General features: G+C 44.5%; 11 protein-coding genes. 10 read left to right on the forward strand and 1 reads right to left on the reverse strand.

What is annotated here, in order from left to right:
* The first annotated feature begins 52 nt into the window (after window positions 1-52).
* The 10 genes from leuC (at window position 53) to DC094_RS11515 (ending at window position 12,598) form a co-directional block, all read left to right on the forward strand.
* Window positions 53-1,471, forward strand: coding sequence for a 3-isopropylmalate dehydratase large subunit (gene leuC, locus DC094_RS11470; RefSeq protein WP_116687257.1), 1,419 nt, complete (start codon window positions 53-55; stop codon window positions 1,469-1,471).
* Window positions 1,472-1,494: 23 nt separating this feature from the next.
* Window positions 1,495-2,133, forward strand: a complete 639-nt coding sequence (leuD, locus tag DC094_RS11475) for a 3-isopropylmalate dehydratase small subunit (protein ID WP_116687258.1) — start codon at window positions 1,495-1,497, stop codon at window positions 2,131-2,133.
* Window positions 2,134-2,287: 154 nt separating this feature from the next.
* Complete coding sequence (gene leuB / locus DC094_RS11480; RefSeq protein WP_422615584.1) at window positions 2,288-3,361, forward strand: 3-isopropylmalate dehydrogenase; 1,074 nt, start codon at window positions 2,288-2,290, stop codon at window positions 3,359-3,361.
* Between the two features lie 57 nt (window positions 3,362-3,418).
* Window positions 3,419-4,531: an aspartate-semialdehyde dehydrogenase gene (asd, locus tag DC094_RS11485; RefSeq protein ID WP_116687260.1), complete on the forward strand. Its 1,113-nt coding sequence runs from the start codon at window positions 3,419-3,421 to the stop codon at window positions 4,529-4,531.
* A 314-nt stretch (window positions 4,532-4,845) separates the two neighbouring features.
* The gene (locus DC094_RS11490; protein ID WP_116687261.1) at window positions 4,846-7,440 is read left to right on the forward strand and encodes a motility hub landmark protein FimV; all 2,595 of its coding nucleotides are present in this window, start codon (window positions 4,846-4,848) and stop codon (window positions 7,438-7,440) included.
* 274 nt (window positions 7,441-7,714) lie between these two features.
* Window positions 7,715-9,136, forward strand: a complete 1,422-nt coding sequence (locus DC094_RS11495; RefSeq protein WP_116687262.1) for an OmpP1/FadL family transporter — start codon at window positions 7,715-7,717, stop codon at window positions 9,134-9,136.
* An 86-nt stretch (window positions 9,137-9,222) separates the two neighbouring features.
* The gene (locus DC094_RS11500) at window positions 9,223-9,711 is read left to right on the forward strand and encodes a L,D-transpeptidase (RefSeq protein ID WP_116687429.1); all 489 of its coding nucleotides are present in this window, start codon (window positions 9,223-9,225) and stop codon (window positions 9,709-9,711) included.
* Window positions 9,711-10,718, forward strand: coding sequence for a beta-N-acetylhexosaminidase (nagZ, locus tag DC094_RS11505; RefSeq protein WP_116687263.1), 1,008 nt, complete (start codon window positions 9,711-9,713; stop codon window positions 10,716-10,718). Before DC094_RS11500 ends, nagZ begins: the two co-directional genes overlap by 1 nt.
* A 12-nt stretch (window positions 10,719-10,730) precedes the next feature.
* Window positions 10,731-11,822 carry a mechanosensitive ion channel family protein gene (locus tag DC094_RS11510; protein ID WP_116687264.1) on the forward strand — a complete coding sequence of 364 codons (1,092 nt, stop codon included), beginning with the start codon at window positions 10,731-10,733 and terminating at the stop codon, window positions 11,820-11,822.
* A gap of 29 nt (window positions 11,823-11,851) precedes the next feature.
* Window positions 11,852-12,598 (forward strand): S-methyl-5'-thioinosine phosphorylase, encoded by a 747-nt coding sequence (locus DC094_RS11515; protein ID WP_206605637.1) that lies wholly within the window; start codon window positions 11,852-11,854, stop codon window positions 12,596-12,598.
* A 113-nt stretch (window positions 12,599-12,711) separates the two neighbouring features.
* On the opposite strand, the gene DC094_RS11520 is transcribed toward DC094_RS11515, so the two are convergent.
* Entirely contained in the window at window positions 12,712-13,878 is a 1,167-nt protein-coding gene (locus DC094_RS11520) for a CsiV family protein (protein ID WP_116687266.1), read from the reverse strand.

Raw genomic sequence — 13,878 nt, forward strand, 5'->3', positions numbered from 1 at the left:
ATTGATCTAGCGCAGTTAGCATGGTGCTGTCAACTTGTGTGGAGTAGAAAAAATGGCGGGTAGAACGCTGTACGACAAGCTCTGGGACGATCATTTAGTCAGAATAAATGATGATGGAACAGCGCTAATTTATATCGACCGACAATTGCTACATGAAGTCACTTCACCGCAAGCGTTTGAAGGTCTACGGCTGGCGAATCGTAAACCTTGGCGTCTGGATGCCAATTTGGCCACCCCAGACCACAATGTGCCGACCACAGAACGCTCCGGTGGCGTGTCTGAAATTGTTGATCCGGTTTCCCGTATTCAGGTTGAAACCCTTGATAGCAACTGTGAAGACTTCGGTATTACAGAATTTACCATGAATGATCCTCGCCAGGGAATTGTTCATGTGATCGGCCCAGAGCAAGGCTTTACTTTGCCGGGTACTACCATGGTTTGTGGTGATTCACACACGTCAACTCACGGTGCATTTGCAGCATTGGCGCATGGCGTTGGCACCAGTGAAGTAGAACATGTACTGGCGACCCAGTGCTTAATCCAGCGCAAAATGAACAACATGCTGGTGCGAGTAGATGGTCAGCTGGGCAAAGGTGTCACGGCTAAAGATCTGGTATTGGCAGTTATCGGTGAAATCGGTACTGCGGGCGGCAATGGTTATGCCATTGAATTTGCCGGTAGTGCAGTGCAATCGTTGTCGATGGAAGGCCGGATGACAGTTTGTAATATGGCGATCGAAGCGGGCGCTCGTGCGGGTTTAGTGGCCTATGACCAAACCACTGAAGATTATGTAAAAGGCCGTCCAATGGCGCCTAGCGCCGAGCAGTGGGCTCAAGCGGTTAAAAGCTGGCGTGAGCTGGTAACCGATGCCGACGCTGAGTTTGATAAAACTGTGGTACTCGATGGCGCTCAAATTAAGCCGCAAGTAAGCTGGGGTACTTCGCCAGAAATGGTCGCTGCAGTTGATCAACAGGTTCCTGCACCAGAAGATTTTGCCGATCCAGTTAAGAAAGATAGCTGTAAGCGCGCGCTGGAATATATGGGTTTGACGGCGGGTACGCCAATTAGCGAAATCAAACCAGATCGAGTGTTTATTGGCTCTTGCACCAATTCTCGTATTGAAGATTTGCGAGCAGCGGCTGAAGTAGCCAAGGGCCGTAAGGTTGCTGATTCAGTCAAGCAAGCGTTGGTGGTTCCAGGTTCCGGATTGATTCGAGATCAAGCGGTGGCTGAAGGTCTAGATAAAATTTTCGTTGAAGCGGGTTTTGAATGGCGCGAACCAGGCTGTTCAATGTGTTTGGCGATGAATGCCGATCGAATTGAACCCGGTGAGCATTGTGCTTCCACTTCTAACCGAAACTTCGAAGGCCGTCAGGGCTATGGCGGACGAACGCATTTGGTTAGTCCGGCGATGGCAGCGGCGGCAGCAGTTGCAGGTCATTTTGTCGACGTTCGTGATTGGCTGGCCTAACGGTTGGGATAAGGAGTACAACAATGGATAAATTTACTTGTCACGATGGTTTGGTAGTTCCTTTGGACCGCGCTAACGTCGATACCGATGCGATTATTCCCAAGCAATTTTTAAAATCGATCAAGCGTAGTGGCTTTGGCCCTAACTTGTTCGATGAGTGGCGCTATTTAGATAAAGGCGAGCCAGGGCGGGATAATTCCAGTCGGCCGTTAAATCCTGACTTTGTTTTAAATCAGCCGCGCTACGCCGGTGCAAGTGTATTAATTGCCCGTGAAAACTTTGGTTGTGGTTCTTCGCGTGAACATGCGCCTTGGGCGTTAGAAGATTACGGCTTTAGGGTTGTTATCGCGACTAGCTTTGCCGACATATTTTTTAATAATTGCTTCAAGAACGGCGTATTGCCAATTGTGCTAGATCCGGCGCAAGTTGATCAGTTATTTGAACAGGTTAATAGTCAGCAAGGTTTTCGGTTGGTGGTGGATCTGGAAAATCGCCAGATCAACATGCCAGATCAAACCAGTATTACTTTTGAAGTGGATGAATTCCGCCGCCATTGTATGTTAAATGGATTAGATGATATTGGCCTGACATTGCAGCATGCCGATAGCATTCAGAAGTATGAAGCTCAACGTAAGCAAAACGCGCCTTGGTTGTTCGCATAGTCATTTAATGGTTGTTAAGTAATAGTCATTAAATAGTTATCGAATATTGTCGCGTAGCTACTTAGATAGTTGTTGCTTAGATAGTTGTTGTGTAATTAAGTGTGTAGTTAATTGGATAGTGTTTGCGTAGTTATTCGCATAAAGGAGTGGTTTGATGAGCAAGGTTCTGATTTTACCTGGTGACGGTATTGGCCCTGAGATTGTTGCTGAGGCAGTGCGTGTTTTAGATGCGGTTAATCAAAAACTGGATCTAGGCATTGAAACCGAGCAGGGATTAGTGGGTGGAATCGCTATTGATGCCGAAGGTTCACCACTTCCAGAATCAACAATGGAAAAAGCTCGTCGCGCAGATGCGATTTTACTGGGTGCGGTGGGTGGTCCTAAGTGGGAATCACTACCCATGGTTCAGCGCCCTGAAAAAGGTTTGTTGGGGCTACGTTCACAATTGGAATTGTTCTCCAATTTACGTCCGGCAATTTTGTATCCGCAATTGGCGGATGCTTCGAGTCTTAAGCCAGAAATTGTTGCTGGTTTGGACTTAATGATTATTCGTGAATTGACCGGCGGGATTTATTTTGGCCAGCCACGTGGCGTTCGTCAGCTCGAAGATGGTCAACGTCAGGGCTACAACACCTATGTTTATTCTGAATCTGAAATCGAACGGATTGCCCGTAGCGCTTTTGATACTGCAATGCGCCGCGATAAGCGATTGTGTTCAGTAGATAAAGCCAACGTACTGGAAGTTACTGAGCTTTGGCGCGAAGTCGTAGAGCGCGTTTCTGCGGATTATCCAGAAGTCGAATTGAGCCATATGTATGTCGATAATGCGGCAATGCAGCTGGTAAGAAACCCGCGTCAGTTCGATGTAATGGTTACCGGCAATATGTTTGGTGATATCCTTTCTGACTGTGCAGCAATGCTGACCGGCTCAATTGGTATGTTGCCATCAGCATCTCTGAATGCAAAAGGTCAGGGTATGTATGAGCCGATTCATGGTTCGGCACCGGATATTGCCGGTAAAGGTATTGCCAATCCGTTGGCAACGATCTTGTCAGTTTCCATGATGTTGAGATATTCGCTCAACCAGCCAGAAGCTGCACAATTAATCGATCAAGCAGTCGGGCGAGTGCTTGATCAAGGTTTGAGAACAGCAGATATCATGAGCGAAGGCGCTCAACAGGTATCAACCCAACAAATGGGTGATGCGGTGCTTCAAGCATTAGATTAAACGTTGCTACATTTTGCTGGCTGCGTTAAAAAATGCAGACTGAGAAGGGGTTAGAAAATGAAGAAGGTTGGCCTAGTAGGATGGCGGGGCATGGTTGGCTCCGTATTAATGCAGCGGATGAAAGAAGAGCGTGATTTCGATCTGATTGATCCTACGTTTTTCACCACATCCCAAGCGGGTCAGTCTGCTCCAGAATACGCTGCTAATGCAGGTGTTCTGCAGGATGCCTTCAGTCTGGAAGCTCTACGGGAAATGGATATTATTGTTTCCTGTCAGGGCGGTGACTACACCAAGCAGGTTTATCCTGGTTTGCGTGAGTCTGGCTGGAATGGTTATTGGATTGATGCTGCTTCAGCATTACGCATGAACGATGATGCCGTGATTATTCTAGATCCGGTTAACCGTAATGTGATCGATCAATCGATTGATAAAGGTATTCGTACCTTTGCTGGCGGCAACTGCACGGTCAGTTTAATGATGCTGGGTCTTGGCGGATTATTTGAAAATAATCTAGTGGAATGGCTGAGCTCGATGACTTACCAAGCAGCTTCTGGTTCTGGTGCACGTCATATGCGTGAACTGATTAGCCAGATGGGTGCAATTCGTGATCATGTTGCGCCGGAATTAAATGATCCTGCATCGGCAATTTTAGATATTGATCGTAAAGTTTCTGAATTCATGCGCAGTGATCAGTTGCCGACCGATCAATGGGGTGTTCCATTAGCCGGTAGCTTGATTCCGTGGATTGATACTCAGCTGGAAAATGGCCAAAGCCGTGAAGAATGGAAAGGCCAGGCTGAAACCAACAAGATTCTTGGATTATCAGCAGGCACTATTCCAGTTGATGGTACTTGTGTGCGTATTGGTGCGATGCGATGTCACAGTCAGGCTTTCACTATCAAGCTGAAAAAAGATGTTGATGTCTCAGAAATCGAACAAATGTTGGCTTCGCATAATCAATGGGTTGATCTAGTACCCAACGATCGTGACGTGACGATGAATCGCCTTTCTCCTGCAAATATTACAGGCACATTAAATATTGGTGTTGGCCGTGTTCGAAAGATGAATATGGGATCGAAGTATTTGAATGTGTTTTCTGTTGGAGATCAGTTGCTTTGGGGCGCTGCTGAACCTTTGCGACGAATGTTGCGTATTGCATTAGAAGACTAACGGCGTATAAAGATAAAGGCTGGCATTTGCCAGCCTTTATCTTATGTGTATAAAAGGCAGCTGTGTGGTTCAAAAAAGCCTGATATGATATTGGGAAGTCCAGAGTGTGAGGTGGTATACAACCTTTGGTATCAATTTAGTCACAATGATAGTGATACTAGTTGGTAAACTGCTTGCTGCTCATTAAGGTTAGCAGTAATCTACCGCTTGCATCCGATTTGCAGCCGCTTGGTTTGGGCGCGATTGGTCAAGGAGAGCATGTACGTCAAGGTTTGACGTGATAAGACAAGTCCGGGGATAAGGAGAAGTTAGGAGTGACAATCGTACGCAAGTTAACTCTGGCATTTGGCTGGTCTTTAGCTGTTATGTCACCTGGTGCATCAGCATTGATATTAGGTGACATCGAGTCAACGACCACACTGAATCAGCCATTAACTGCTGAAATTCCATTGTATTCAGTCCTCGAAGAGGACAAGGAAAATATACTGGTTGCTCTTGGTACCCAGAAAGATTTTTCTCGCTTCGGAATTGAGCGTCCTTTCTTTTTAACTGACCTGAACTTCAGATTAGTGCCTCGAGGTAACTCGATGGTGGTCGTGGTGAGTAGCACCCAAGACATTAAAGAACCATTTCTTGATTTTGTCGTCACCATTGATTGGCCAGGCGGTAAATTATCTCGCCCTTATACGCTGTTAATGGATCCGCCTGTTTTTGCTGAACAAAGAGCCTTGCGCCAGCAGCAAGTAGTAGCGGCACCTGTTAGTCGGGCAGTTAGTAAGCCAGCTACCGTTGCAGCGAAGCCGATCCAAAGAAGCGAGCAAGTTCAGTCTAAGCCAACTTCAGTAGCATCAGTTCGACCAGAGACTTATAAAGTCAGTGCTGGCGATACGCTTTGGGGTGTGGCAAGACAATTACGTCCAGACAGTGATGTCAGTGTTCAGCAAACCATGCTGGCATTGTTAGATAATAATCCCGACGCTTTTTCTCGTGGCAATATCAACGGCTTGAAAAAAGGCGCGGTATTACGAGTCCCAGATAAGAGTGAAATTAACCAGAGCTCACATCGCTCAGCGGTTAAACAAATTATTGGTCAGAATAAATCGTGGCAAGATCGCACCACAGTGGCGGCTTCTCAATCCGAAGCACCAGCATCGATTGATCGATCAACTCCAGTTAGTCAGCCACAACAAACAAATGAAGGTCGTTTGTCGCTGGTAACGCCAAAACAAACTGATAATTCTGCTGCTACTGCCGAGCAAGGTGCAGCAACAGGCGACGCGAGAATTGGTGAATTAGAAACCAATATCGCGGTTACTTCTGAAGCAATTGTTGCGGCACAGCGCGAAGGCGAAGCGCTATCTGATAGATTGTCGGTTTTGGAAGATCAGGCCGAATCATTAGAATCTTTGGCAGAACTTAAAGATTCTGAATTGGCAGTACTCGAACAGCAGTTAGCTGCTGAAAATGAAACTAATGCTAACGAGACTGTGGCAGTAGAAGGTTCAGAAGAAGCTGCACAAGAAACAGCGGTTACACCGCCAGTTGTTGAAGTACCGGTAGTCGAACAGCCTAAGCAGCTAGAAGGGAATCTGGTTACTTATATTGATTTGGCTATGGAACTTCGGTTTGGTGAGTTGTTTGATTTATTGCTGAAGAATCCTTTGCACTTGTTGGTATTAGCGTTACCTCTATTATTGATTCTGCTGCTACAAATGTTGCGCAGTCGTCGTCGTGACGAAGAATATGAACCGTTACCGGCAATGAAATATGCTAAGGATATTGCGCCGTCAGTAGCTGCTAAGCAGGATGATTTTGATAACTTACCTGATTTAGATATTGCATCGTCGGTAGTTCCAGATCTTCGTCCGAATAACTTCGTTGAAAACAACAGTGTTGATTCGACGGTTGCTGATGATAGTGATCCGACAGTAGAAGCTGATATTTACGCTGCTTATGGTCGTTACGATGAAGCAATTAATGTGCTGCAGCAGGCGTTATCTCACGATAGCGAAAATAGAACACTTTCTCTTAAACTTTTAGAGATGTTCTCCTTACAAGAAGATAGTGCTGCCTTTGATTTTCAAGCAGATAAGTTATTGGCGATTGCGCCAGATTTATCAGCTGAAATCGAATCTTTGCGCGGCGACACTTCAGCAAATAATGCAGACATTGGAGACTTCTCTAGTTTGCCGGTTTCAGAAGCTAGCGTGCCAGCGATGTTTACTTCTAGAGATCCAGACCAAGTAGCCATTGACGGCTCTGACTTAGATGCCTCTTTGTCAGATGCAAATGATGAGAATACTATTCCTGAAATGTTCTCAGAAGAAGTTGCTAGCGATGTTGAACAAGATTTTGCAGGGTTAGAGTTCTCTGAGTCTGCAGTTGATTTGCAAACAAACCCAGCGGCAACTGAAGAACTAGAAGATTTGGAATTCAGCCTTGATGGTTTCGATATGGCTGAGCCAGAACCAGAACAACAAATCTCTTCAGAAAACGATTCACAGTCAATCGAGTTTGATATTGATGCATTAAGCGGCCTAGATGATTTATCCATCTCCGGGTTAGATAATTCTGTTGATATTAATAGCGATGCTGAAGATAGCAGCTTTTCTTTAGATGAAGCGCTAGATTTAAATAGCCTTGAGGCCGATTTAGACGATATCTCATTGCAAGCATCGCCTACTTTGATGGAAGTGCCGGTTGCTGATGTAGATGAAGAGTTAGATGACTTGTCTTTCCTTGATGAAGTCGATGAAGCTTCTACCAAGCTAGATTTAGCCAGAGCCTATTTAGAAATGGGTGATGCTAGCGGAGCAAGCGAAATCTTAAAAGAAGTGCTTAGTGAAGGTGATGATGAGCAAAAATCTGAGGCTCGCGAATTACTAACCAAAGCTTCCGGCGAGAATTAATTCCCCGTTTATCCGTAAAATACTAAAACCCGGCTTTTGCTGGGTTTTTTTTTATTTTCAAAAGGTTAATTTTAGAGTCTTGTATTTCAATCTTCTAAACGTGACAAAATGTGGCAATGTTTCTTAAAAAAATCTTTACTGACCGATTGGTATGAGGCAGATTGCAAACACAAAATATAAGGTCTGAAAAAGATTTATATCTATCAGATTAAGTTCGATGGGGCGGGCAGAACATCAATCTGTCCTCGATTAAGTAGTAGAGGGGACTCTCCAGATGGGCCAACAAACTAAACAATTTCATTCAATTCTGACTGCAATGATCGTTGCATCAGGAATGACCTTTTCTACCCTGGCAAGTGCAGCTGGATTTATTGTTCCTGAAAATAATGCACGCGGTTTGGGTAGTGCTTTCGCAGGTAATGCGACGCTAGCTAGAGATGCCAGCAGTAACTTTAATAACCCGGCTGCAATTACTCGCATGCCAGGAACCAATATCACATTATCGGGCGTTGCGATTACCGGCGATGCAGTATTTCATGCAGAAGGTGCTAAAAATAGTTTTGGTACAACTCAAGGCGTTGATGATTATCAGCAAAGTGAATTAAAAACTTTTGAATGGATTCCATCGTTCCATGTTTCGCATCAGCTATCAGACAAAGTTTGGGCTGGTTTTAGCATGACAGCACCTTTCGGTTTAACTACCGAAGTTGAAGAAGACTCCATTCAACGATATTTCGCCACTGATACTTCATTAATCACATTAAACTTTAATCCAAATTTGGCATTTAAAGTTAATGATCAATTGAGTGTTGCTGCTGGTGTCAATGTTAGTTGGGGACGGGCGATCCTTAATCGCATGGTTGACGGTGGTAGTTTGTGTCAGGGAGAAAGCCTAAAGCCTAATGCTAATCCAGCATTTAGTCTTTGCAATCAGTCTGGTGAAAACGATTTTGAAATTAACAACTCAGGTGATGACTGGGGTTATGGCTGGAATCTTGCGGCGCACTGGAAAGCAAACCAGCAAACTGAAGTCGGGGTGGCATACCGTTCACAGGTTCATTACGCGATTAAAGGTGAAACAGATTTCACGGTCGAGTCTTCAAACACTCAAGGGGTTAAATCTTTAACAGTATTGTCTCAAGATCCAAGGTTCCAGACACAAGGTGTAACAGCAAGTTTAACTACGCCTGATACGTTTTCGATCGGTGTTGCTCATGAATACAATGCTGAGTGGAAAGTACTGGCAGATGCCCAATGGACCAACTGGTCAAAGTTCAAGCAACTTGTTTTAAACTTTGACACCTTAGATACGAATACTACGCCAGAAAACTGGAATGATACTTGGCGCTATGCAATAGGTGCTGAGTTCTCGCCAGAAGGTAAGTGGGAGTATCGCGCTGGTTTAGCGCTAGATGAAGCACCGGTAAATGCAGAAGATCGAACCTCTCGAGCGCCAGACAATGATCGAGTTTGGTACTCTTTTGGTGCTAGCTATGCCTATAGCGAAATGATGACCTTTGATATTGGCTATGCCTATGTCGACATTAAAGATTCAGAATTAAATGAAACGGATCATTTAGTAAACGGCGCGCATCCAGCAATTTCAGGTTCGCCTTTGAATAGAGCGGAAGTTTCAGGTCGCTACACCGATGGCGAAGCGCATCTGATTACTGCTCAGATGAATTTACGCTTCTAAACTATTTCACCATCTGAAATAGCAAAGGCCGCCTTTTTAGGCGGCCTTTTTGGTATATGATGTTTTTATTTGGCAGAAGCTATGTGATGAAAAGGATTATCGTCAGTATTGCTGAGCAGCGTATGAAACTGTTTCAGGATCAGTCGCTTGTTTTTGAATGTTCAGTCTCAACTGCTTTGGCTGGCCCGGGTGAAGCTATGAATAGTGGCAAGACTCCTCGCGGTGAGCACATTATTCGAGCAAAAATCGGGGCAGATCAGCCGCTAGGTAGTGTATTTGTCGGGCGTCGTCCTACCGGTGAAATTTGGTCAGAAGCACTCAATCGAAAGTACCCTGAGCGTGATTGGATCCTCAGCAGAATTCTGTGGCTCAGTGGTTGTGAAGTAGGTTTTAATCGTGGTGGTCGTTTCGATAGTATGCGTCGCTACATTTATATTCATGGAACACCAGATGATCAGCCGATGGGGATTGCCAAGTCTCATGGGTGTGTGCGAATGAGAAATATCGACATGGTTGCCTTATTTGATTTGGTAGATTCAGGTTGTCAGGTTTTAATTCAAGAGGATAGATTTTAATGGGGCCGTTAATTGTAGATATTGCGGGTATTTCACTGAATGATTCAGATAAAACCTTATTGCTCAAACCTTGTGTTTCCGGTTTGATTTTATTTAGCCGTAATTTTGAAAGTCCTGCCCAGCTAAAATCATTAATGGACCAAGTACGCCAGCTTCGTTCTGAACTGGTTGTCTATGTCGACCAGGAAGGTGGGCGAGTCCAAAGATTTAAAGATGGCTTTACCCGGCTGCCGCCTGCTCAAAGTTACGGCAACATTTGTGATTTTGCACCAGAAGAGGGCTTGTCACTGGCTAAAGATGCAGGCTGGTTAATGGCCAGTGAATTACTTAGCTTTGGCGTTGATGTCAGCTTTGCCCCGGTACTGGATGTTGCCAATCCACAGAGCAAGGTGATTGGAGATCGCGGCTTTGCAATTCAACCTGAAAGAATTGCTGAAATTGCCGGTGCTTTTATCGAAGGAATGGCAGAGGCGGGAATGAAGTCATGTGGCAAGCATTTTCCCGGTCACGGGAGTGTCACAGAAGATTCTCACCATGAACTTCCGGTTGATTCTCGTAATAAAGATCAAATTTTTCAGCACGACCTGCTTCCCTTTCAACAATTAATCTCACAGCAAAAACTCGATTCTATCATGCCTGCGCATGTGGTTTATTCTGATTGTGATGACCAGCCAGCAGGTTTTTCAAAGTTCTGGGTACAACAAACCTTAAAGCAGCAGTTTGGTTTTAATGGCTTGGTATTTAGTGATGACTTAACCATGGCGGGCGCACATGCCGCGGGAAATATTTGCCAACGTGCTGACGCTGCATTAATTGCCGGCTGTGACTTATTGCTGGTTTGCAATAACCGTGATGAAGCACTGGAAGTGGCGGATCATCTGCAGAATAATGGTTTTGATCAGGTGCCTGCAGAAAAGCTGGCGGGTAAATTATCTGATCCTGATTTTGCAACAAGTAAAAGATATAAAGAAACTGCGTGTAAGTTGAATGCACTGTCTGCGGCATAAAGGTACTAGAAAATGGAACAGCTTCAATCAGTTCTTACGCTAATTCCCGGTTGGGGTTGGCAGGTTTTGGTGATTTTGTTTGTCACCTTTCTGACGGCCAAAGTAATTCCGGCCTTACTTGACCGGTTTGCGACTCAATTAAAGAAAACCAAAAACAGTTGGGATGAAACTTTGATTGAAGCGATGATTCTGCCGCTTAAGTGGCTGGTGTGGATCATTGGTTTTTCGATGATGTTTATGTTGCTGAGCAAGCAGTATGCACCAGACCTACAAAGCCTGGTTGCTCGATTTAGAATTGTCGGTTCAGTCGCTATGTTTGGCTGGTTTTTATTAAAACTGATCAAACCACTTGAAAACACAATGGCCAAGCGCTCCAAGTTTGACCAAACCGGTGCGCAAGCGGTAGGTAAATTATTGCGAGCAGTGGTCATTGTTGTTTTATTGCTAATGCTGATGCAAAACCTCGGTTTTAGTGTTTCAGGGCTATTGGCATTTGGTGGTGTGGGCGGTATCGCGATTGGTTTTGCTGCCAAGGATTTATTATCCAACTTTTTTGGTGGTTTGATGATCTATCTGGATCGTCCTTTCAAAATTGGCGACTGGATCCGCTCACCAGACCGCAATATTGAAGGTACCGTTGAATATATCGGTTGGCGGCAAACCAGAATTCGTACATTTGATAAGCGTCCGCTTTATATACCAAACGGTGTTTTTTCAAATATCTCAATTGAAAATCCGTCGAGAATGCATAATCGGCGAATCAACGAAACCATTGGGCTGCGTTATCAGGATTGGCAAAAAATCCCACAAATAATCGAAGCAGTGACCGATTATCTGAAGAATAATCCGGATATTGATGCGACACAGACTTTGATTGTTAACTTCAATCAGTTTGCACCATCCAGCCTGGATTTCTTTATTTACACCTTTACCAAAACCACTGACTGGGTTTTATTTCACCAAATCAAGCAAAAAGTGTTGCTGGATATTATGCAAATAATCGACCAACACGGGGCTGAAATGGCATTCCCATCGCAAAGTGTCTATATCGAATCTTTGCCTGAGAACTTGTCTGCAGCACAAGCCAATCAAATGAATCAGTAAAAAATAATTAATAAATACGGAGTTGTAGTGTGAAGCCATTAGCAATTATTGCCGGAACTGGGCTGTATGATTTCCCCGGTTTAGAAAATGCAGAAGATTTGAATATGTGTAATCGCTGGGGCGAAGTATCGTCAGCGATTCGTCGCGGTACAGTTGAAGGGCGTCAGGTATGTTTTATGACTCGCCATGGTCGTAATCATAAAATCCCGCCACATGAGATTAATTACCGAGCAAATATTCAGGCGCTACATGATTTAGGCTGTGAAGATGTCATAGCGATCACCGCAGTCGGTGGCATTAACCGCGGTTTGAAAAATGCTGACTTGGCGATTCCTGATCAATTGATTGATTACACTTGGGGGCGCTCGTCGACCTTCTTTGAAAAAAATCTCGAAGATGTGGTGCATGTTGATTTTGGCGAACCTTATTGCCCGAATTTAAGAGATGGATTGGGCCAAGCGGCTTGCAAGATGGGCATTCAGGTTCCGATGCAAATGACCTATGGCGCCACTCAAGGACCGCGACTGGAAACCCGCGCTGAGATTGACCGCATGGAACGTGATGGTTGTGATCTAGTTGGTATGACTGGGATGCCTGAGGCGGTTTTAGCGCGTGAGCTAGGAATGAATTACGCCAATCTTTCGGTGGTGGTTAATATGGCGGCAGGGCGTTCGCCAGGGCCGATTACCATGGATGATATTCGCCTGACATTGAATGATGGTATGGCCAAGGTCACTAAATTATTAAAGCTTTATTTAATGAAAAATAGTGCTTAATACAAAATAGTATTGATTTGTAAAATCATTAATAATTGTTGATCAAAAAAGCCGGTACATACTTTTAATTATGTACCGGCTTTTTTATTTCTGAAAAACAGTTTAAATACTACCTATTCAGTAGCAGTGGCCGGTTTCTCTGACAATTGCTCAATCGTCACTGGCGCTTTAATAACCGGATTACCGTCATTTTCTACTTCAGCTGCCGCAGGAGCGATAATTTCGGGCTCTGGCTTAGGCTCTGGTAATTTATAATCGCGGATGATCACTAGCACACCAAACAATGGATGATCAAAATACTGTAAGCGATTCTTTTTAATTCGACGATGCTGCAGCAGCGGATAGTTCTGCAAATAATCAACCATTTGTGGTTGTTGGCTGCCAACCACTTCTTCCAAAGTTAACTCGTTGTTATCATTCCCAATCACTGGTTGGCCAACAGTATTAGGCAATTCAATACCGGCTAGTTCGCTGGGTAGTTGTGAGATCGTTTCAACAATCACTGGTTGTTGTTCTTTTTTAAGCCATTGTTGAATCACTAACTCGCTATCGAAATGCAAATAACTGTTTAGACTCAGCCGAACTCGGCCATCTAACATATAGTTGGTCGAATCGGTTTGTTGCAACGAGGTTTGTCGCTCTGGCACAGCAAATAACTTGGATTGCTCGAAACTATCGTTTTGTGGTAAATCGAAAGGATTTTGAGCAGTCTCAATTAACGCGCTAACCGGAGTTTCCAGTTCAACTGCATTAATTCGAATCCAATTAGCTTGTTGTTTAGTTTGGGCAGGTTGTCGCCAGGCAAGGTGGGTTAACGTTTTAAATTGTTTAACTTCTTTAATCTCAAAGTTTTCCTTCTCAAGCTCAACCCAAGGGACAGTTGCAGGGTCAGGCAGATCTAAGTCTGCTGATACAGTTTCAGCAGCAGTTTGTAATTCAAGCGTTTGCGCTGGCGCGCTGACAGCAGATTGATCAGAAAAGCTGTTAGGCAGTTGTTGATTTTGCTGTTCCAGCTTGGTTGTGCGTTGTTGCTTAAGTTGTTGCAGATTGATCAGTTTAGTCGCTTGCTCTGTAGGAATTAATGGCACATCTTGTTGCCACTTTTCAGCGCTTGCTGAACTATCAACCGGGCCAGTGCGCCGATCAAAAATATACAGTTCGACCTGGTACCATTTGGTCGGTCTAATGTCGTTACTGCTTTGTGAAGTTTGGGCGAAAGCACTAGGAATTGCCGAAACAGATAAGGCAATTCCAAAAATAGTGGCGACAAATTTGCTCAT

It is taken from the genome of Pelagibaculum spongiae, assembly GCF_003097315.1.
Classification (GTDB): domain Bacteria; phylum Pseudomonadota; class Gammaproteobacteria; order Enterobacterales; family Pelagibaculaceae; genus Pelagibaculum; species Pelagibaculum spongiae.